Annotated in this window: 25 protein-coding genes; 15 read left to right on the forward strand and 10 right to left on the reverse strand. The window is 43.7% G+C overall.

The window, feature by feature from the left end:
* Positions 1-46: 46 nt before the first annotated feature.
* Complete coding sequence (locus tag EQY75_RS02950) at positions 47-409, forward strand: CoA-binding protein (protein ID WP_129602741.1); 363 nt, start codon at positions 47-49, stop codon at positions 407-409.
* Between the two features lie 3 nt (positions 410-412).
* Here EQY75_RS02950 and EQY75_RS02955 read toward each other — a convergent pair whose 3' ends face one another.
* Entirely contained in the window at positions 413-1,873 is a 1,461-nt protein-coding gene (locus EQY75_RS02955) for a sodium:solute symporter (protein ID WP_129602743.1), read from the reverse strand.
* Between the two features lie 58 nt (positions 1,874-1,931).
* On the opposite strand from EQY75_RS02955, the gene recR reads away from it, so the two are divergent.
* The 13 genes from recR (at position 1,932) to rimO (ending at position 12,633) form a co-directional block, all read left to right on the forward strand.
* Positions 1,932-2,555, forward strand: a complete 624-nt coding sequence (gene recR / locus EQY75_RS02960; RefSeq protein WP_129602745.1) for a recombination mediator RecR — start codon at positions 1,932-1,934, stop codon at positions 2,553-2,555.
* A gap of 83 nt (positions 2,556-2,638) precedes the next feature.
* Positions 2,639-3,997, forward strand: a complete 1,359-nt coding sequence (locus EQY75_RS02965) for a dihydrolipoamide acetyltransferase family protein (protein WP_129602746.1) — start codon at positions 2,639-2,641, stop codon at positions 3,995-3,997.
* A 49-nt stretch (positions 3,998-4,046) separates the two neighbouring features.
* A complete protein-coding gene (locus EQY75_RS02970; RefSeq protein ID WP_129602748.1) occupies positions 4,047-4,820 on the forward strand; it encodes a 3'-5' exonuclease in 774 nt (257 codons plus the stop codon).
* Positions 4,821-4,831: 11 nt separating this feature from the next.
* Positions 4,832-5,443 (forward strand): fumarylacetoacetate hydrolase family protein, encoded by a 612-nt coding sequence (locus EQY75_RS02975; protein WP_129602750.1) that lies wholly within the window; start codon positions 4,832-4,834, stop codon positions 5,441-5,443.
* Complete coding sequence (locus EQY75_RS02980) at positions 5,444-5,782, forward strand: Hpt domain-containing protein (RefSeq protein WP_129602752.1); 339 nt, start codon at positions 5,444-5,446, stop codon at positions 5,780-5,782.
* Positions 5,782-7,029 (forward strand): competence/damage-inducible protein A, encoded by a 1,248-nt coding sequence (locus EQY75_RS02985; protein WP_129602754.1) that lies wholly within the window; start codon positions 5,782-5,784, stop codon positions 7,027-7,029. Before EQY75_RS02980 ends, EQY75_RS02985 begins: the two co-directional genes overlap by 1 nt.
* A 72-nt stretch (positions 7,030-7,101) precedes the next feature.
* Positions 7,102-7,338: a 50S ribosomal protein L28 gene (gene rpmB, locus EQY75_RS02990; protein ID WP_129602756.1), complete on the forward strand. Its 237-nt coding sequence runs from the start codon at positions 7,102-7,104 to the stop codon at positions 7,336-7,338.
* A gap of 19 nt (positions 7,339-7,357) precedes the next feature.
* A complete protein-coding gene (gene rpmG, locus EQY75_RS02995) occupies positions 7,358-7,540 on the forward strand; it encodes a 50S ribosomal protein L33 (protein ID WP_129602758.1) in 183 nt (60 codons plus the stop codon).
* A gap of 6 nt (positions 7,541-7,546) precedes the next feature.
* Positions 7,547-7,699, forward strand: coding sequence for a DUF4295 domain-containing protein (locus tag EQY75_RS03000; protein WP_129602760.1), 153 nt, complete (start codon positions 7,547-7,549; stop codon positions 7,697-7,699).
* Between the two features lie 88 nt (positions 7,700-7,787).
* Positions 7,788-8,741, forward strand: coding sequence for a signal recognition particle-docking protein FtsY (ftsY, locus tag EQY75_RS03005; RefSeq protein ID WP_129602761.1), 954 nt, complete (start codon positions 7,788-7,790; stop codon positions 8,739-8,741).
* On the forward strand, positions 8,738-9,601 hold the full coding sequence (locus EQY75_RS03010) for a DUF2911 domain-containing protein (RefSeq protein WP_246019971.1): 864 nt from the start codon (positions 8,738-8,740) through the stop codon (positions 9,599-9,601). Before ftsY ends, EQY75_RS03010 begins: the two co-directional genes overlap by 4 nt.
* On the forward strand, positions 9,577-11,268 hold the full coding sequence (locus EQY75_RS03015; protein ID WP_129602763.1) for an amidase family protein: 1,692 nt from the start codon (positions 9,577-9,579) through the stop codon (positions 11,266-11,268). Before EQY75_RS03010 ends, EQY75_RS03015 begins: the two co-directional genes overlap by 25 nt.
* Before the next feature lie 60 nt (positions 11,269-11,328).
* On the forward strand, positions 11,329-12,633 hold the full coding sequence (gene rimO / locus EQY75_RS03020; RefSeq protein ID WP_129602765.1) for a 30S ribosomal protein S12 methylthiotransferase RimO: 1,305 nt from the start codon (positions 11,329-11,331) through the stop codon (positions 12,631-12,633).
* A 115-nt stretch (positions 12,634-12,748) separates the two neighbouring features.
* On the opposite strand, the gene EQY75_RS03025 is transcribed toward rimO, so the two are convergent.
* The 3 genes from EQY75_RS03025 to EQY75_RS03035 all read right to left on the reverse strand — a co-directional run bounded on the left by EQY75_RS03025 (position 12,749) and on the right by EQY75_RS03035 (position 14,724).
* Complete coding sequence (locus EQY75_RS03025) at positions 12,749-13,216, reverse strand: hypothetical protein (RefSeq protein WP_129602767.1); 468 nt, start codon at positions 13,214-13,216, stop codon at positions 12,749-12,751.
* A gap of 169 nt (positions 13,217-13,385) precedes the next feature.
* A complete protein-coding gene (locus EQY75_RS03030; RefSeq protein ID WP_165200503.1) occupies positions 13,386-14,174 on the reverse strand; it encodes an anti-sigma factor in 789 nt (262 codons plus the stop codon).
* Positions 14,167-14,724 carry an RNA polymerase sigma factor gene (locus tag EQY75_RS03035; protein WP_129602771.1) on the reverse strand — a complete coding sequence of 186 codons (558 nt, stop codon included), beginning with the start codon at positions 14,722-14,724 and terminating at the stop codon, positions 14,167-14,169. The genes EQY75_RS03030 and EQY75_RS03035 overlap by 8 nt, the downstream gene beginning before the upstream one ends.
* Positions 14,725-14,840: 116 nt before the next feature.
* Here EQY75_RS03035 and EQY75_RS03040 point away from each other — a divergent pair, with 116 nt between their 5' ends.
* Positions 14,841-15,362 (forward strand): fasciclin domain-containing protein, encoded by a 522-nt coding sequence (locus tag EQY75_RS03040; protein ID WP_129602773.1) that lies wholly within the window; start codon positions 14,841-14,843, stop codon positions 15,360-15,362.
* Positions 15,363-15,485: 123 nt separating this feature from the next.
* Here the strand turns inward: EQY75_RS03040 and EQY75_RS03045 are convergent, their stop codons facing one another.
* The 6 genes from EQY75_RS03045 to modA are packed head-to-tail and all read right to left on the reverse strand — an operon-like array spanning position 15,486 to position 20,133.
* On the reverse strand, positions 15,486-16,820 hold the full coding sequence (locus EQY75_RS03045) for a short-chain fatty acid transporter (protein WP_246019973.1): 1,335 nt from the start codon (positions 16,818-16,820) through the stop codon (positions 15,486-15,488).
* An 8-nt stretch (positions 16,821-16,828) separates the two neighbouring features.
* A complete protein-coding gene (locus tag EQY75_RS03050; protein WP_129602775.1) occupies positions 16,829-17,398 on the reverse strand; it encodes a cysteine hydrolase family protein in 570 nt (189 codons plus the stop codon).
* A gap of 24 nt (positions 17,399-17,422) precedes the next feature.
* Positions 17,423-18,298: a sulfate/molybdate ABC transporter ATP-binding protein gene (locus tag EQY75_RS03055; protein WP_129602777.1), complete on the reverse strand. Its 876-nt coding sequence runs from the start codon at positions 18,296-18,298 to the stop codon at positions 17,423-17,425.
* The gene (gene modB, locus EQY75_RS03060) at positions 18,295-18,966 is read right to left on the reverse strand and encodes a molybdate ABC transporter permease subunit (RefSeq protein ID WP_129602779.1); all 672 of its coding nucleotides are present in this window, start codon (positions 18,964-18,966) and stop codon (positions 18,295-18,297) included. Before modB ends, EQY75_RS03055 begins: the two co-directional genes overlap by 4 nt.
* A complete protein-coding gene (locus tag EQY75_RS03065) occupies positions 18,963-19,367 on the reverse strand; it encodes a TOBE domain-containing protein (RefSeq protein ID WP_129602781.1) in 405 nt (134 codons plus the stop codon). The genes modB and EQY75_RS03065 overlap by 4 nt, the downstream gene beginning before the upstream one ends.
* Positions 19,360-20,133: a molybdate ABC transporter substrate-binding protein gene (gene modA / locus EQY75_RS03070; protein ID WP_129602783.1), complete on the reverse strand. Its 774-nt coding sequence runs from the start codon at positions 20,131-20,133 to the stop codon at positions 19,360-19,362. Before modA ends, EQY75_RS03065 begins: the two co-directional genes overlap by 8 nt.
* Positions 20,134-20,145: the final 12 nt, after the last annotated feature.

Here is a 20,145-nt window from a genome sequence, read left to right on the forward strand (position 1 = left end):
CTCATACGTTACACTTCTTAACACACTTTAACACGGCATCAACCTTATGAACAAAACACTTGTTTTTGGAGCGTCTTTAAAACCATATCGCTACAGCCATGTAGCTATAAAAAGATTGGTGGAGGCCGGCGAAGTAGTAGTAGCATTTGGGTTGAGGGAAGGTTTAGTTGCCGGGGTTCAGATTGAGACTCGTTTAGACAGGTTTGAGCAGATTGATACGGTTACACTCTATATGAATCCCAAAAGGCAGAAACAGTTCTATCAGGACATCATAAACCTGCATCCCAGACGGGTCATTTTTAACCCGGGAACTGAAAATCCTGAATTCTATAACCTCCTCAGGGAAGCAGGAATTGAGGTGGAGGTGGCCTGTACGCTTGTTTTATTGTCGATAGGGCAATACAATTAAAAACTAAATCCGTTTGCGGATCATATATAAACCGAGGAAGGTAATTAGCCCATTAAAAGGAAGTAGTTCATATCCTATCTGATATCCTCCAAGGAATTCTGCGGGGAGATAGGACAGCCCCATTACGATAAGAACACAGGAAAGTGCAACGATCCAGACCAGCCGGTCCATAATCTGGTATTTGGTAAAAATCCCAAAAGCAAAGAGCCCCAGCAGAGGGCCATAGGTAAAGGTTGCCACCGTGAGCAGTCCGTCAATCACATTGCGATCAAGGACGTATTTAAAGGCGATCACCACCAGGATCAAAAGCAAACTCATGCCCACATGCACTTTTTTTCTAAGTCTTTTTTGTTGAGAAACCTCTCTTTTTTCAATCCCCAGAAAATCCACACAAAAGGAGGTGGTGAGGGAGGTAAGCGCGCTGTCTGCACTGCTGTAGGCTGCGGCGATAAGGCCCAAAATAAAGGTAGTGGCCACTACCATTCCCAAGCCACTGTTCAGTGCGATCTCAGGGAAGAGTAGATCAGATTTTGGTTCCCCATCCATCAGGGGGATGGCAACATCATAACGGTCGGCATAAATAAAGAGAAGGGCCCCTAACAAAAGAAACACAAAGTTTACTACGATAAGGATTAGACTAAAGGACACCATATTTTTCTGGGCATCACCCAGGTTTTTGCAGGTGAGGTTCTTTTGCATCATATCCTGGTCCAGGCCTGTCATGCATATGGTGATAAACATCCCGCCAAGGAAGGATTTTATAAAATGGTTCTTTTGAAAGAAATCGTCAGTGAACAATACCTTGCTGTACTCTTTCAACTCTTCAGAATCGAGAAATTCTGTAAAACCCCATCCTAATTTCTCATTGATAAAATAGATGGATAGCCCTACTGATAATAGCATGAAAAGAGTTTGCAGTGTATCGGTCCAAACTATGGTCTTGATACCTCCTCTGAACGTATAGATCCAGATCAGAAGAATTGACAAGACTACGGTGAGTTCAAAGGGTACGTTCCAGGCATCAAAAACAAATTGCTGCAGTACTATGGCTACCAGAAAAAGCCGGAATGACGCGCCCAGAACTCTTGAGATAAAGAAAGAAACGGCTCCCACCTTGTAGCTCACAGTTCCAAATCGGCCCTGAAGGTATTCGTAAATTGAAGTAACGTTTAAGCGATAGTAAATGGGCAGGAGGACAAAGGCAATGACAAAATAACCCACCAGATATCCAAATACTACCTGCATATAGCTGAATTGAGAAGATTCTACCCATCCCGGGACAGAGATAAAAGTAACTCCGGAGAGTGAAGCTCCTATCATTCCAAAGGCTACCACAAACCACGGGGATTTCTTCCCTGCCTTAAAAAAATCGGCATTGGAATCATTGCGTCCGGTGAGGTAGGAAATCAGGATCAGGACCAGGAAATATGCCCCGATCAGCAGCAGGATATGGGTGGCTGTCATGCAAATTAATTTCAGGCGCAAAGTACAAAAAGTAAAAATAGTACGTAATTTTGCCGGTATGGAATTCTCATCAAAACTTCTCGAAAATGCCGTTTATGAAATGTCTCAATTACCGGGCATTGGGAAGCGAACGGCACTTCGCCTGGTATTACATCTGCTGAAACAACCAGAGGCGCAGACAGGCAGATTGGCCAATGCTTTGGGGAGTCTTCGAAAGGATATCAAATTTTGCAGCAACTGTCATAATATCTCCGATGTGGTTCTCTGCGAAATCTGTGCAAACCCAAAAAGGGACAAGAGCCTGGTTTGTGTGGTAGAAGATATCAGGGATGTGATGGCCATTGAGAATACGAGCCAGTACAACGGTTTGTATCATGTGCTGGGCGGCAAGATCTCACCAATGGAGGGAATTGGTCCCCAAGACCTTACCATTCAATCTCTGGTGGAAAAGGTAAAAAACGGCGCAATACGGGAGCTTATTTTTGCCATGAGCTCAACTATGGAGGGAGATACCACTAATTTTTATATTTATAAGCAAATACAGGATCACGAACTCACTACATCAACGATCGCCAGGGGGATCGCCGTAGGTGATGAATTGGAATTTGCCGACGAAATTACGCTCGGCAGGAGTATAATTCATAGAATTCCATTCGAGTCCTCCCTAAAGGCAAATGGGTAGAGAATATTGAAACTTTAATGAATAGACCAAAAATTTAGTATTTTTGCAAAAATATTGTTCTAAATAAGGCTCTTAATAAGAATATGTCAAAATTCGAATTGAAACTTCCACAAATGGGGGAAAGCGTTGCGGAAGCTACCCTCACTACCTGGCTCAAAGAGGTGGGTGACACCATAGAAATGGACGAGGCTGTCTTTGAGATCGCTACGGATAAGGTAGACTCAGAAGTTCCGAGTGAGGTGGAAGGAGTCCTGCTTGAAAAGCTTTTTGAAGTAGACGATGTCATTAAAGTAGGGCAAACCGTGGCAGTAATCGAAATTGAAGGTGATACTTCTTCGAATTCCACTCCTGCTCAGGAAACCGACAGTGAAGAGGAAACCCTGCCTGAAGAGGTGAGGGCAACTGTGGAACAGCCCATGATTCAGGCTAAGGAAACTGTTGCCGCCCCCGTGGCCGACTTTTCTTCCTCTGAGCGGTTCTACTCCCCTCTGGTAAAAAATATAGCAAAACAGGAGTCGATCTCCATCCAAGAACTTGATTCCATAGAAGGTACAGGCCTGGAAGGCCGGGTGACAAAAAACGATATCCTCGCTTATATAGATCAACGAAAGAATGGGGATGGTAGTCAGACTCCGGCAACGCAACAAGCACCCGTGCCAAAACCAGCTCCTGATAAGGAAAAACAGGCTGCCCCTGAAGTATCCCATAAGGTAACTACAGCAAAGGCCAGTGAGGCAGATGAGGTGATACCGATGACCCGAATGGGTAAACTCATTGCGCAACACATGACGGATAGTATATCTACTTCCGCCCATGTACAGAGTTTTATTGAGGTTGACGTAACCAAGGTTGTGAATTGGCGAAACAAGGTAAAAGAATCCTTTGAAAAGAGGGAAGGAGAGAAACTCACCTTTACTCCTATCTTTATGGAGGCCGTCGCCAAGGCCCTGAAAAAGTTTCCCATGGTAAACATCTCGGTGAGTGGGGATAGCGTCATCAAAAAGAAAAATATCAACATTGGAATGGCGGCAGCCTTGCCTGATGGAAATCTTATTGTCCCGGTCATAAAGAATGCCGACCAGCTCAATCTGGTTGGGATGGCTAAAGTGGTCAATGACCTGGCGAACAGGGCCAGAACTAACAACCTCAAACCCGATGAGGTAAAGGACGGAACTTATACCGTTACCAACGTGGGTACTTTTGGAAGTGTTTTTGGCACACCCATTATTAATCAGCCGCAGGTAGGTATCCTCGCATTAGGGGCCATCCGAAAAGTTCCTGCAGTTATAGAGACTGCCGAGGGCGACTTTATTGGAATTCGAAGTAAAATGTTCCTGTCTCACAGTTATGATCACAGGGTTGTGAACGGAGCCATGGGAGGGATGTTTGTCAAAGCTGTGGCAGATTATCTCGAAGATTGGGATGCACAGCGGGAAATCTAAGCTTTTCTCCGGAATCCATAAAGATCTGCTTCACGTATAAACTGAGCACATGAAATTAAACCTGACCAAGCCTATCTGTTTTTTTGATCTCGAAACCACGGGAACCAATGTGGCTAAGGATCGAATTGTTGAAATTTCTATTTTAAAAGTATTACCTAACGGTGAGAAGGAACAGCGGACCTGGTTAGTGAACCCCGAATGTGAAATTCCCGAGCAGGTAGTGGCCATTCACGGTATCTCCAATGAAAAGGTCGCGAACGAACCCACCTTTGCCGAATTGTCTAAAGAAATTTACCAATTTATAAAGGATAGTGATCTGGGAGGGTTTAACTCGGATCGATTTGATATCCCACTTCTCGCAGAGGAAATGCTGCGGGCCGGAGTAGACTTCGACATGAAAAATATGGTATCAATAGACGTTCAGACCATCTTTCACAAAATGGAGCAACGTACTCTTTCCGCTGCCTTTAAATTTTATTGCGATAAAGAATTGGTAGGGGCACATGGGGCTAAGGCCGATACGGAAGCTACTTACGAGGTATTGCTGGCTCAGTTAGATCGATATCCCGATCTGGAGAATAATGTGAAAAAGTTAGCGGATTTCTCTACCTATCGTCAGAATGCCGACTTTGCGGGCTTTATCGGATTCGATGAAGATGAAGAAGAAATTTTCACCTTTGGGAAACACAAAGGAAAGAAGGTAAGTGTGGTACTAGAAGAAGAACCGGGTTATTTTGGCTGGATACTCAATGCAGACTTTCCCCTTTATACCAAAAAAATACTCACCCAGATAAAATTGAGGAAACTCAACAACAAAATCTAGCGGGCAGGAAGATGAAACTAATTTGCATCGGACGCAACTATACTGAACACATAAAGGAACTTTCTAATGAAAGACCTGATGATCCGGTGGTCTTCATTAAACCAGACTCTGCAGTCTTGCCTAAGGAGCAAGCCTTTTACATCCCTGAGTTTACTGAGGAGGTACACTACGAAGTTGAGGTTCTGGTTAAAATCAAGAAGGTAGGAAAACACATTGATACCCGATTTGCTCATAAATATTATGACGAGATCGGTCTGGGAATCGATTTTACAGCGCGGGACCTGCAAGCAAAACTGAAGGAAAAAGGTTTGCCCTGGGAAAAAGCAAAGGGATTTGACGGAGCCGCCGTTATAGGGAAATGGTTGCCCAAAAAACAGTTTGAGGGTATGGGGCAATTGAATTTTGACCTGTCGAAGAACGGGGAAATAGTACAACAGGGAAATACTGCAGATATGTTGTGGTCCATAGATGAACTCATCAGCTATGTTTCCCGATTTTTTACCTTAAAAAAAGGGGATATACTATTTACCGGTACCCCTTCAGGTGTTGGCAAAGTAAGTCCAAATGATTACCTTTCCGGCAGATTGGAAGGGGTAGAAATGTTTCGATTAAAAATTAAGTAGATGATCTATAGTCTGGATAAATTAAATGAAATGGCGGATGGAGACGATGATTTTGTCCTGTCTGTAATAACCGTTTTTCTGGAAGAAGTGCCTCAGGATCTTGAAGATCTCGAAAAAGCCATCCAGGAAGACGACCATGAGAATGTCTATAAACTGGCACATAAAATTAAGCCTAATGTAGACATCCTTGGGATGGAACAGACCAGAGCCATTGCCCTGGAAATTGAAACCCTTGGAAAGGATGAGAAAAACAAAGATATAATTGAGGCCAGATTCCCTGCCTTAAAAAAGGATATTCACCAGGTTATCTCTGAGTTGCGTAAAGACTTCGACGTATAATGCTCGCAGAAATTATCACAATTGGTGATGAAATCCTGATTGGCCAGATTATTGACACCAATTCTGCCTATCTCGCTACTGAGCTCAATAAAATAGGAATTTCTGTTTTCCAAATTACCTCAATTCAAGATGAGAAGGAGCATATCTTGACGGCTCTTGAGGAGGCCTCCGGGAGGGCACAGCTCATTTTTTTAACCGGCGGTTTGGGTCCTACCAAAGACGATATTACCAAACTCACCCTTTGCGAATATTTTAATGACAGTATGGTCCTCCACGAGGAGGTATTAAAGCATATTGAGTACCTTTTTAAAACCTATATCTCCACGCCTATATCTGAGGTCAATCGGAAACAAGCGTATTTGCCGTCCAAAGCTGAGCCGTTGCACAACAAATACGGTACAGCACCCGGGATGTGGATAGAGGAAAATGGAAAAGTTTTTGTTTCACTTCCCGGAGTGCCTTATGAGATGAAGGAACTACTGTCTAAACAGGTGCTCCCACGGATCACGGAAAAGTTTAGAACACCCTTCATCCTGCATAAGACCATAATGACTTACGGATTAGGTGAGAGCGCTATCGCCGAACGTATTGCGGAAATCGAAGACACCCTGCCCTCCTATATAAAACTGGCTTATCTGCCCAATCTGGGGAAAGTTAGGCTTCGGCTTACGGCCAAAGGCCCCGATAAGGCTGAACTGGAAAGAGGTATGCAGGAGGTTTCAGGAAAGATCTACAAAACCATTGGGGATTTAATTACCGGGGAAGAAGAGGAAGGAACTATAGAGGCTGTATTGGGGAAGCTACTCCTTTCCAAACATAAGACTATGGCCACCGCTGAGAGTTTTACCGGAGGGAAGATCGCAGAGCAAATTACTGCCGTACCTGGAGCATCCGGATATTTTATCGGGGGGGTGGTAAGCTATGCTACCCGGACCAAGATCGATATCCTTAAAGTGCCGGAAGCACTCATCGAAAAGCATTCTGTGGTAAGTGCTGAAGTGGCATCCGCAATGGCAGAAAATATCCGTTCCATGATGAATTCAGATCTGGGGATTGCAACGACAGGAAACGCCGGACCCACAAAAGGTGATTCTGATGCGCCTATCGGTACAGTTTTTATTGCCGTATCTAGTGAAAAGGGAACAATAGTGGAAAAATTTTCAATGGGGAATCATCGCGTAAGGATTGTACAGAAAGGCGTCCATAAGGCCATGGAAATGTTGCGTCAGGAAATTTTAAAATTCTAAAAAAGATTTTTGCTCTTCCACGAAAATGACGTAAATTTGCATCCTGTTTTAAACATTGTAAAGTAGAGCACCATGTCTAAAGTTTGCGAAATTACCGGGAAGAGGGCGATGTTCGGGAATAACGTATCGTTTTCGATCAATAAAACCAGGAGAAGGTTTGATGTGAATCTTTCCAAAAAGAGATTCTATATTCCTGAAGAAGATCGCTGGATTACTTTAAAAGTATCGGCAAGAGCTCTTAAAAGTATACACAAAAAAGGAATTTCTGCGGTTTTGAAAGAAGCACGTCAGAATGGAATATTAAAGTAAGCCAACAAAATAGGATACCATGGCAAAAAAAGGAAATAGGGTTCAGGTGATCCTGGAGTGTACAGAACATAAGGAGTCCGGCATGCCCGGAACTTCCAGGTACATTACTACCAAAAATAAAAAGAATACTCCAGACCGTTTGGAGATCAAGAAATTCAATCCCATTCTGAAAAGAATGACAGTTCATAAAGAGATAAAGTAAGAAGACATGGCAAAGAAGACCGTAGCAACCCTTCAGGGAAAATCAAAGAGATTGACCAAAGCGATAAAAATGGTAAAATCGCCTAAGAGTGGCGCTTATACTTTCGTGGAGTCTGTCATGCCTCCGGAGATGGTAAACGAGTGGCTTTCCAAAAAATAGTAAGCCCCGCTAAACGAATTCAGCCGCTCTCTCAGGATAGCGGCTTTTTTATTTATTATATTTGGTTCCGCCAAGGAACAGCCATCCCATGAGTATTTTTAAAAAGATATTTTCTACTGAGAAAAAGCAAACCCTGGACAAGGGACTGGAAAAATCCAAAACCAGTTTTTTTTCCAAATTGGGGAAAGCCGTAGCCGGTAAATCCAAGGTTGATGACGAGGTGCTCGACAACCTTGAAGAGGTTCTGGTCACTTCTGACGTAGGTGTTAATACCACCCTTAAAATCATCGAACGTATTGAAAAACGAGTTGCCGCTGATAAATATCTGGGAACCGATGAGCTCAACCTCATCCTAAGGGAAGAAATAGCAGGATTACTCTCAGAAACTCATACAGGAGAAGCCGCCGACTTTGATCTGCCTGCAGACAAAAAGCCCTATGTAATCATGGTGGTTGGAGTCAATGGAGTAGGTAAAACAACAACCATTGGCAAATTAGCACATCAATTCAAAAACAAAGGTCGTTCTGTCATTCTGGGCGCAGCCGATACTTTTAGGGCTGCAGCCATTGACCAGTTACAGGTTTGGGCAGATCGGGTAGAAGTGCCGATCGTCAAGCAAAAGATGGGAAGTGACCCGGCTTCTGTGGCTTTTGACACTCTAAGTGCAGCAATATCCAAAGAAGCGGATGTCGTATTGATAGATACGGCAGGTCGCCTGCACAATAAGGTGAACCTCATGAATGAATTAAGTAAGGTAAAACGCGTGATGCAAAAAGTTGTACCCGATGCACCTCACGAAGTACTTTTGGTCCTCGATGGCTCTACAGGACAAAACGCCTTTGAGCAGGCCAAACAGTTTACAAAGGCTACGGAAGTAAGCTCACTGGCCGTAACAAAACTCGATGGTACCGCAAAAGGAGGGGTAGTGATTGGGATCTCAGACCAATTTCAAATCCCTGTAAAATACATCGGGGTGGGAGAGCGGATTGAGGATCTGCAGGTCTTTAATAAATATGAATTTGTAGATTCTTTCTTCAGTTGAAAACAGGTGCTACAATTGGTCTTCTCTTTTTATTTCTCTGGTCAGTACCAGCCACAGCACAGTTAGAACATCCTAAAGCAAGCCCTTTTGCCAGCATTAGCCAGGACATTGGCCTGTCCTCGGTTAAGGTGGAATATTCTCGGCCCGCAGTGAAAGGCCGGAAACTTTTTGGGGGGCTTGTACCATATGGGCGAATCTGGCGGGTTGGAGCTAATGAATCGACAAAATTAACAACAGATGCAGAACTCGAGATTCAGGGAAATGTTTTGGCTCCCGGTACCTATGCATTGTATGCTTTTCCGGAGGAAGACAGATGGGAGGTTGTATTTCACAATAACACCACCCACTGGGGCGATGGCCGTACCGCCTACAATCCGGAAGAAGATGCTTTTAGAATAAAGGTAAAACCGAGGCTAACTGATGACTGGCAGGAGAATCTTCTCATCTGCCTTGATTCCATCACTCATAACGGAGCGATAATGCAATGGAAGTGGGGTCATACCCTAATTTCTATTCCCCTGGTTGTCAATACCCGAAAAATCATGCTGGAGGCCATAGAACAGGGTCTTAAACAATCAGCAACTGCCCAAACTTATTACGAAGCCGCACGGTATTTACAGGAAGAGGGAATTGAATATCCCAAAGCGCTACAATATCTGGAAAAGGCTATTGCCATCGGCGGCGACACTTACTATTTTTACAGAGTTAGGGCGATAGTACAAGCAGGCCTGAAAGACTATCCGGCTGCCATAAAATCGGCCAAACGCTCACTTTCCCTCGCTGAAGCTGAAGGGAAGGACGAATTTGTCAGAATTAATCAGGAAAATATCTCAAAATGGGAGAAATTATTAAAAGAGTAAGAGAAATAAGAGTTCTAATACTGGCTTTTTTAGCGATCAGCATATGGGGATGCAAACAAGAAGCTCCTACCTCAAATGATGTGGTCCTGTGGATTCCCTATAACGATTCCTCGGAAGTGGCGGCGAACGCGGATCATGAGAATTCCCGTATGCGTTACAAGCTCATCCAGTCCAAAGTCCTCGATAAGAATGACGTTTTTCGGCCATTGTATGGGGAAGTATCGAAATTTACAGAAGAGCAATACAAAGCACTCAAGCCTCTTATCTTGGATCAAAATATTCCTGGCCTTCAGGCTTCGGTAGGGGCAGGAAAACTGACCTATGAAGAAATTGTTTTGTTCTACCTGTATCGGATTTACACCTATGAACTCGATAACACCACTACTTTAAATACTGTCATTGCTTTAAATGAGGCCGCGTTAGAAGAAGCCCGCTTACGGGATAAAGAACGTAAAGAAGGATATCACCCAATTTACGGGATGCCTGTACTTCTGAAAGACAATATCGGTACAGATGGAATGAATACTACTGCCGGGGCAGTGGTTTTTGCTGAGAATAACGCCCCGGATGCATTTATCGTAAATCAACTTAAAGCAAAGGGGGCAATCATCCTGGGGAAGGTGAACCTCAGTGAATGGGCCTATTACCTTTGTGACGGTTGCCCTGTAGGATACAGTGCTTTTGGAGGTCAGACCCTGAACCCCTACGGACGAAGAATATTTGAAACCGGGGGATCGAGTTCGGGTAGCGGTACTTCTATGGCTGCCCAGTATGCCGTGGCCGCTGTGGGTACGGAAACTTCAGGGTCTATCCTGTCCCCCTCAAGCCAGAATTCTGTCGTGGGGTTAAAGCCCACTATCGGCTTGTTGAGTAGGTCAGGGATCGTACCTATCTCCAGCACCCTGGACACCCCCGGACCCATGACGCGCAATGTGACAGACAATGCCATTTTATTGGATGCCATGATGGGGCGTGATTCTGAAGACCTCAGTTCGGTAGAGAAGAATTTTGGGAAGGAATGGTACAGCGAACTCTCTTCCATTGATCTCAATGGAAAACGATTCGGAGCATTTTCTAATTTGATGGAACGCGATAGTATTTACCGAAATACACTCGACCTCCTGCGAAGTGAAGGTGCCGAAATTATAGTTCTCGATCCCCCCAGGGTTGCCATGGACGGGTTTTTAAGTATTCTCAATCTCGACATGAGGGATGACCTTCCGGCTTATATTGAAAAGAATTTAAATAATACGCAGGAGATCAGCGTAAAGAGTGTTGCAGATATCATGACGTATAATCTTAGCGATAGCCTAACTCGCATACCATACGGGCAGGGACGATTTGAGGCTGTTGTCTCAGACACAACTACGACTGAGGAACTTAAAAGCATCAAAAAGACGCTGGAAGAAAAAACAAGAATATTTTTTAATTCGGCTATAGATACGCATGAGCTCGACGCGATCCTTTCAATAAACAATTTTCACGCAGCCTATGCAGCGGCGGCAAAGTACCCGGCATTAACCATTCCTATGGGTTATCAACCAAGCGGCGAACCCATCAGCCTTACCTTTATATCCCGGCAATTTGAGGAGCCCGAATTACTGAAACTGGGAGCAGCATATGAACGGGCAAGTAATATCAGGAAATCGCCCGAAGATTATCAATAAAGCACTCCGGGTTGACTTTAATCCTGTGCTATATTGTATTTTTGCACCTCATTAGATACGATGCGCACCAAAACTCTTAGAAAAAACAGGATTAATGTCGTTACTCTCGGTTGTTCCAAGAATGTGTACGACTCCGAGGTCCTTATGGGTCAGCTCCGAGCCAATAAAAAGGACGTGGTCCATGAAGAGGAGGGGAATATTGTGGTGATTAACACCTGTGGTTTTATCGCTAATGCAAAGGAGGAGAGCGTAAACACCATTTTAGATTTTGTCAGGCAAAAAGAAGAGGGCAAGGTAGAAAAAGTGTTTGTAACCGGTTGTTTAAGTGAGCGGTACAAACCCGATCTTGAGAAAGAGATCCCTGACGTAGATGCTTATTTCGGCACTACAGATCTGCCCAACTTGCTCAAAGCCCTTGGTGCAGATTACAAACACGAATTACTGGGAGAGCGAATTACAACTACGCCCAAGAACTATGCCTATCTGAAGATCGCTGAGGGCTGCGACCGCCCTTGTTCGTTTTGTGCCATTCCCCTGATGAGAGGCAAGCACCGAAGTACGCCTGTGGAAGAACTCGTGCTTGAAGCAGAAAAATTAGCAGCCAAAGGTGTAAAAGAGCTTATCCTCATTGCGCAGGACCTTACTTATTACGGTCTGGATCTCTACAAAAAGCGCAATCTGGCAGATTTACTTAGGGCACTAGCCAAAGTTGAAGGCATTGAATGGATTCGGCTGCATTACGCTTTTCCCACTGGGTTTCCAATGGATGTTCTGGAGGTGATGCGGCAGGAACCTAAAATTTGTAATTATATAGACATCCCTCTTCAGCATATCTCGGATCCCATTTTAAAAAGTATGCGGAGGGGAACTACTCAGGAAAAAACAACCCGACTCCTAAAGGAATTCAGGGAAGCCGTTCCTGACATGGCCATCAGAACAACACTTATCGTTGGATATCCCGGGGAAAAAGAATCTGATTTTGAAGTCTTAAAATCCTGGGTACAGGAGATGCGTTTTGAACGATTGGGGTGTTTTACTTACAGTCATGAGGAGAATACCCATGCCTATGCTCTTGAGGACGATGTGCCGGAAGAGGTAAAACAACAGCGGGCCAATGAGATCATGGAATTACAGGCGCAGATCTCCTGGGAGCTGAACCAGGAAAAGATCGGAAAGACCTTTAACTGTGTTATTGATCGTAAAGAAGGGAATTACTTTGTTGGCCGTACTGAATTTGATTCTCCGGATGTAGACAATGAGGTGTTAATAGATGCTTCCAAATATTATCTGAAACAAGGAGACTTTGCACAAATAACTATTACTGAAGCCGCCGATTTCGACTTGTACGGTATTCCTTCGAATTAGAAATTTCCACCCCCTTATCTTGTTATAGTGGAACGCTGCAAAGGTGTATTCCCGTTATTCAAAAAAAAACGCTGTGGAATGTCCACAGCGCCTTATCTATTTACTGAAGTTCAGATTAATTTCCTTCACTCAGGGAAAAACTGCCATCTCCGGTAAAGTTGGTTACCTCAATGGTTACCGTCCATATTCCGGATGCCCCTGAAGAGGTAACTCCACCGATGGAATCCGGTTCGGTACCTCCCTGAATTGATCGGTCGAGCACTACTACTCCTTCTGAATCTTCCACGATCATTCTGAAGGATCCTTCAGCGGTTGCTGTAATATCAGCGTTGTAGTCGGCTGTACTTAAATTATTATTCCAGCTGAATACACGAACTGCAGTTCCTCCATTCCCGGTAAAACTCGCGTCGATATCTCCATTGAAATCAGATCGGTCCCCAACGGTAAAATCTGAAGGGCTAGTATTCAATTGGGTGCCATTGACTGTTACCCGTACAAAGGCGTCCTCATCCTTGCTGCAGGATGTAAAGAACAGCATAGCCGGAAGAACCAGAAACAATGTCCATGTTTTTAAAGATCTCATATTGGTTGAATTTACAAATAACATAATGTAAGAATTTAGGGTTTATAACATGTAAACAATCTAAACGGCCAAATTCCTGATATATTTTGAATTTTTTTTTTTTGGATAAAGTCAGATAGATTACAGCAAAAAAAGGAATTACAGGACCTTTATAAAGGATATTAGGCTGCTATAAATACACATTGGAGATCAGGCGCTCTACAGTAGGATGATCATTTCCCCCTTTGGGCTCAATAGTGATGTTTAAGGATTCTGCCTTGTCAATATAGGTGAGGGTTACGAGTTCTTCGTCTGTTGGTAGTAAGCCCATACTGATCATTTCTCCATCTACATCGGCCCACATTTGATAGGTTTCTTCTTCCGATAATTCGGGTAGGGCTTTTGGATTCACAACCACAGATCTTTTAGAATGGTTTAAATAGGCCACAGCCCTTGCTTCAGGAGCAAGACTGTTTCCTTTAAGGAGAAGCGGAATTGCGTCTTTATCATTAAGGATGGCGTACATGGTCTTCACTTCCTGTATCTCACCAGACAACTCTTGCAGAGTATTGCGCATTTGTTCCTGCTCTTCCCTTGCTAACCTAACATTCTCTTCAGCATTTTGCCATTGATTGTAGAACCAGAAAGAGGTGAGGGCAAAAATGGCAGCCAAACTTGCCGCAACGAGTAATCTGCCGGTATTAAAGGCACTCCTGGAATCCAATCGCTTAACGGGCGTATCAGAGAATTTCTCAACCTTATCCAGGACCTTTTCTAATGAATGTTTTACCGAAGCCGGCGGGTCCACGGCATTATCCATAGCCATACGCTCAAAGTCGGCTTCGAGTTTGTTGTATTCCTCCTGCAAAACCTTATCGGCACGCAATGCGTTCTCTACCGACAAGGTATCCTTGGCGTTGAGATCGCCCAGAAGGTAATCTAATAAAAGTCCCTTTTCAATAATTGTTTTCCTATCCATGGTCAAACACATCTAAACACGTTAATACAATCCAGAGGGTAAGAGGGTAATTGGTCTGTAACTGCTTTAAGGCCTGTCTTACATACGATTTAAAGGTCCCCAAGGGTACGTCCATTATTTTATGTGCCTCTCTGTGCGTGTATCCCTTAAAATAAACGAGTTCAATTACCTTTTGATGATGGGGCTCCAGATTATTTATCACTCCGTTCAGTGCTTCAAAATTCTGACTGGTTTCCTCCTCCTCTATACCATTATATACACTCATATCCTCCGTTTGGATGAGGAGATCGGTTTTTCTTAAAGCATTTAGGGTTTTGTTTCTCGCAATTCGGTACGCCCAGGTGTAAAATTTACCTTTATCAGGATCAAATTGATCAATTTTCTTCCAGATAGTAACAAATATTTCCTGCAGCAGGTCTTCTGATAATTCTTTGTTACGACACATCCTTAATACAACACCGTAAAGAGCTCCCGAGTACTTGTCATAAAGAGAATACAGGGCATCCTTATCTCCGCTTTTAAGGCGATTTATCTGAAGAGAATCATCCATAGCAAGTGTTAAAGATATGATAAAAATCTGCTTTTCTCATCCATCCCCTGCCTGCCGGTGTAAATAATAATAGAGTGCACTAAAACTTTAATTATCACTAAAACTAAAAACAAATCATGAAAAAAGTAATTTTTATTCTTTCGACAGTTGCCTTATTGTTAGGAACAACTCAGGCTAACGCCCAAAACAATTCTCAGGACATCGTAGACATAGCAGTATCTGTTGACGATTTTTCAACTTTGGTTACTGCCCTAAAAGCTGCAGACCTTGTAGGTGCCTTGCAGGGAGACGGACCTTTCACAGTATTTGCACCTGTGAATTCAGGATTCGCCAAAATAGACGCTGATGCATTGAATTCATTATTGCAGCCTGAAAACAAGGAAAAATTGGCCGCCATCCTTACTTACCATGTGGTATCGGGAAAAATCACAGCTACAGATGTGGTCAATGCTTTGGAGAAAGGGAATGGAAAAGCCGAACTCACCACCCTCAATGGAGGAAAACTGACTGCAGTTAAGAAAGATGGAGGAATCTTCTTAATGGACGCAAACGGAAATTACAGTAAGATCGCCAAAACAGACGTAATGGCATCTAACGGAGTAATACACATAATCGAAGACGTGGTTATGCCACAATAATTGGTTGGTTGGTTGTTGAGAAAAGCATCGCTTCGGCGGTGCTTTTTTATTTTATAACCTGTTAAAGAGGCCAAAAACTAACGAGCAGAGCAAATACAGTAAAGAAAATAAGGAAGGGGATAACTAAATATCCCATGATATCCCTGGCCTGGACCTTAATACCTGCCCCATGATAGGGATGACTAAAAGAAGAAAGAAAGGCTGCATTAAATTGGTAAGAGTTTCGCCATAAGCCACAGACATTACGGCCCTTGAAATGAGCAATTCCATTTGTTCCGGGGGTAATGTTGCCCCGATTTCTTGTACAGCGGTGATAATCGTAGGCCCGATTACTGCAAATTCTCCCCCTGCTGAAGGGATGGCAAAATTCACCATGGCGCCGGTCAGAAATGCAAAAAAGGGAATGCTTTCTAAGGTTGATACCGAGGCCATCCACAAAGCGAGCCGCTCTCCCAGGCCGGTGTAAATCATTATACCCATGATGCCTGCATAAAAGGGAAACTGAAAGATAATACCCGAAACATTTCCGCTGGCCCTTTTCATGGCAATCACATAGCGCATCGGGGTTCCATGTAATAATAGGCCTAACATCAGGAAAATAAAGATCATGATGTTGAGGTTGAGGTCGAGTCCCTTGGTACTGAAATGCGTATACAGGTAGGCAATGCCCGAGAAGGCAATGAGGTATTGCAATATCCGACTGTTATTTAATAGATCAGACAGGGCTTGATAAGGTAATTTCATGAGTCGGGCTTCTTCATGAATCGACACAGATTTATGCTCCGATTCGGTCTCCAGCATGTTTTCCAGTGTTGGCATATCACCTGATTTAGGCAACAGAAGACGCATAAGGAAAGGTGCAATCAAAAAAAATACACTCAGTACGACCAAGTTGAGCACAGAACCCAATGTCCCGCTGGTTGCAATAGTTTGATCCAGCACCCCGGCTTCCATTAGAAAATTATCCTGGGTATTCAGTAGCAAGGGGATGGAACTTGAAAGTCCGGCCACCCAAATAATACTCGAAAAATAAACACAGGCAATAAGGAAAGGGTAGTGTATTCCTTTTATCCTTAAGGCCAATTCCCTGCCCAGAACTGCTGTAATAACAACCCATCCCCAGCTGATCAAACTAAAAAGGCCGCCCAGGAGGACTATCAGAAAGTAGACGTGCTGAGGTTTTTTGATCTTGCTCGCTAGAATATCGATACCCTTATGAACCAGTGGAGAAAGTGCAATGGAATAGCCTGTAATCACCAGCAATACCATCTGCATACCAAATTCGAGCAGGATCCAAAATCCGTCGTACCACGAATTGATCACCTGTACAGGGGTGGCTCCAACCCAAAACATAGCCAGGACCGCAATAATCAGGGTAAGGATCAAGGCAAAGACAAAGGCATCGGGCATAAACCTCTGAAAGATATCTGTGAATTTCTGCCCTATTTTTTGAATCATCAGTCCTTTTAAATTTCAGCTAATAACGAAATTAAATCCGAGGTATCGAGTACGGCCGCAAATTCGTTGTGCAAGTTCGCCAGGGTAATTTCGTGAACAAGTGATGCCTCATATCTCAAGCCCTTTGGGCTCACGATATCAAATGTAGCCGTAGCGTCTGAAATAACAAAGGTGTGGTACCCAAAATTACCGGCCATTCGCGCTGTTGATGAAACACAATGAGAAGTAGTGAGTCCAACCAGCACCAAATGGGATATGTTGAGGTCTTGTAACTTTTGGTGTAAAGGGGTATTGATAAACGCACTGTTGCTATTTTTTTCAACGATGGGCTCTCCTTCTTGCGGCGCAGTAATGTCCTTAAATTCATTCCCCGGCATTCCTTTGGCGAGGGGGGAAGGAGCTGTACCGTTGTGTTTGATGTGGAAAACAGGGAAATTTTTCTGTCTCCAGAAGTGGAGGAGGGCAGCGGCATTCTCTTCCGCATTCGGATTATTCCTGGCCCCTCCGTAGTACTCCAGTTCTTCAAGGCCTTTTTGGATGTCGATAAGAATCAGAGCCGGCGGTTGTTTTATTTTCATGACCAGATATTGAGATATAGAATTCTACGTAATCTTGTAAATCACCGGATTGAATGCTTTTGATGCTACCACTACTTTATCTCCCGGCTGGATGCCATCTATTTCAGCGGGGTGAGCTACAACTTTGATCACATTCTTTCCTATTAATACGTTTACAATATAGATAACATCCTGCTTTATAAGCTGTAAAACTGTTCCCGTAAATTGAAATTTACCACTAATATGCTTTTCCATAAACAATTCCCCGGGAGGTCCGATCTGAGAGATCTGCCCGTCTTGCAGGATGATGGTAATATCTGAGAGTTTCATGATTTCCGTTACATCGTGACTCACCAGGATGGTCGTTAATCCTTCTTTTTTATGGGCTTTTAGAATGTATGCCTGGAGGCCTGTGCGCATGCTGGTATCCAGAGCAGCCAGGGGTTCATCCAACAGCAGTACATCAGGTTTTTGAGCCAGCGCCCTAGCCAGGGCAACCCGTTGTTTCTGACCCCCTGAAAGGGTATCCGGTTTTCTGTTTTCAAGCTCCATAAGGTGCATTGCCGATAAAAGCTCATCTACCGTACTTTTTCGATTCAACTTATTGCTGGCAAATTCAAGGTTTTCCTTTACGGTCATATTGGGAAAAAGGGCGTAATCCTGAAAAACATAGCCAATATTCCTTTTTTGGGGCGGGAGATTGATTTTTTTCTCCGAATTGAACCAAGTATTGTTCTGATAGGAAATAAATCCCTTATCTGGGGTAAGCAAACCTGCTAAACTTCTCAATAGAGACGTTTTACCGGAACCTGAAGGCCCGTAAATAGTAAGCAGGGATCCTTTTGGGATATTGAGTTCAGCACTTAAGGAGAATTCACCTCCTGCGGCAATGAGTTTTTTATGGATTCGAGCTTCAATCATTTCCAGAAGCGTTTTAAGTATCCTCCATTAACTAAATACACAAGGAGAAGCAAGGCAAATGTTAGGGTAAATAAAATTAATGAATAGGTATTAGCGGCCTCATAGTTAAGCGATTCCACTTCGTCGTAAATGGCAATGGAAGCCACCCTCGTTTCGCCTGGGATGTTTCCCCCTATCATCAGTACAACTCCAAATTCCCCAACCGTATGCGCAAAGGCCAGAATTATACCGGTGAGCATTGATTTTCGGATATTGGGAAGTAGTACTCTAAATAATTGTACACTTCTAGATTTACCCATAGTGGCAGCTGCTTCAGAAAGTGAAGTAGGTAATGAGGAGAGTCCCGCCTGTATGGGCTGCACCATGAAGGGCAGGCTGTAAATCACAGATGCCACTACTAATCCGCCAAAGGAAAAAACAAGCCGAATCCCCAACCATTCATCAATCCATCCTCCAAAGCTATTATTGGGACTGAAAGCCAATAGAAAATAAAATCCTAAAACGGTAGGTGGCAGCACCAGTGGCATGCTTACAAGGGTTTCCACTATCGGTTTTAAACGGGAGCTGGTTTTACTCAGCCAGTAGGCGAGGGGAATGGAGACCAGCAACAGAACTAGGGTAGTAGTCAGTGCCAGCTCAAATGTCAAAAGCAAGGGTTCCCAATTCATCTCGGTGATAACATTACTTCATTTAACTTAATCATGGCCTGAACTCTTTGTCCCGACTCAATTTCCAGATCGGCAAGGGCCTCTGTACCCACTAATGCCCTTAGGGTCCCAGCCGGGCATTCTAATTCTATATTACTCAATAGTTTCCCTCTTTGTATAGCACTTACCCTACAGGAAATTTTGTTTTCTAGGCTTAATCCGCTGGTACTCTCAAGGGCAATTACCACTTCGGTCTCATTAAAAAGAACGTTTACTTCCTGGTTTACTTCCAGGTATTCTGCGGTTTCAGGGGTATCGATTACGAGGGTCTTAATCTTCAGATCCCCTTTCAACATAAGGGTAACCAGGGTAATATTGCCCTCAACCACTAGGTTTTTGATACGTCCAGTAAGCCTATTCATATGTCGAATATCCAAAATTTTTGAGGACAACTTGCGCCTCCTCACTAAAAAGATATTCAAAAAAGGCTTTTGCTCCCGTTTTGGAAGAATCGCTGTGATTGATAAGAACCGCTGAATGGGGTAGGGGGGAATAGGCTGCAGAATCGATTAATATCCAACGGCCCACATCAGTGAATTCCGGACTCTTCACAATGGCCAGGGAGGTAAATCCCATCTCTGCGGCACCAAAAAGTATAAATTGGTTCGCCTGTGAAATACTTTCGCCATAAACCAACTTGTCTGAAATTTGGTTCACAATCTCATAATGTTCAAGGACTTGCGCAGCTGCCATTCCGAAAGGTGCTGTTTTTGGATTGGCAAGGGCTACGTGTTTTACACTATCACTTTGGAGCATTTGAAGGGAAGGGGAGTGGTCCGAATTTGCGGCCCAAAGGACAAGTGAACCGTAAGCGAACACCGCTGGTTGATCAAGGGTCATCCCTGCTTTAAAAAGCGATTCCGTATACTTTAAATCGGCAGATAAGAAGATATCGTAGGGGGCTCCCTCCGTTATCTGGGCGTACAACTTCCCGGATGAGCCAAGGACAACCTGACAAGTAATCCCGTATTTACTTTCAAAATTCTCTACTATGGAGTTGATGGCGTAGTGTAGGTTTGAGGCTACTGCTATTCGGATTGGGGTACCTGCTTCTCTGTTCTCTTTGCATCCCAGCAGAACGATTGAAATTACCATCAAAAAGAAAAGCCCAGGCTTTCGGATTTGCATTATTGATACTTT

The organism is Muriicola soli, assembly GCF_004139715.1.
Lineage (GTDB): Bacteria > Bacteroidota > Bacteroidia > Flavobacteriales > Flavobacteriaceae > Muriicola > Muriicola soli.